The sequence below is a fragment of the Caballeronia sp. INDeC2 genome, assembly GCF_023631325.1.
GTDB lineage: Bacteria > Pseudomonadota > Gammaproteobacteria > Burkholderiales > Burkholderiaceae > Caballeronia.
Genome location: NZ_JALQDG010000070.1, coordinates 1 through 302 on the forward strand (window position 1 = coordinate 1; position 302 = coordinate 302).

At 54.3% G+C, this 302-nt stretch carries 1 tRNA gene; it reads left to right on the forward strand.

From position 1 onward, the window contains the following. Nucleotides 1–87: transfer RNA gene (locus NCS28_RS33105), tRNA-Leu, on the forward strand. Nucleotides 88–302 lie beyond the last annotated feature (215 nt).

The following is a 302-nucleotide window of genomic DNA, read 5'->3' on the forward strand; positions in this document are numbered from 1 at the left end:
GCCCAGGTGGCGGAATTGGTAGACGCACTAGGTTCAGGTCCTAGCGGTGGCAACACCGTGGAGGTTCGAGTCCTCTCTTGGGCACCAGATGTTTGAAAAAGCCACCTTCGGGTGGCTTTTTCTTTTTGTGCGGAAACCGTGTTTTTTAATTCAGACGAATCGTATGACTTTGCAGTTGACACGGTGCCTATTCCCGCTAGAATAGCGGGCTTGCTGTACCCCTTGGCCCAGGTGGCGGAATTGGTAGACGCACTAGGTTCAGGTCCTAGCGGTGGCAACACCGTGGAGGTTCGAGTCCTCTC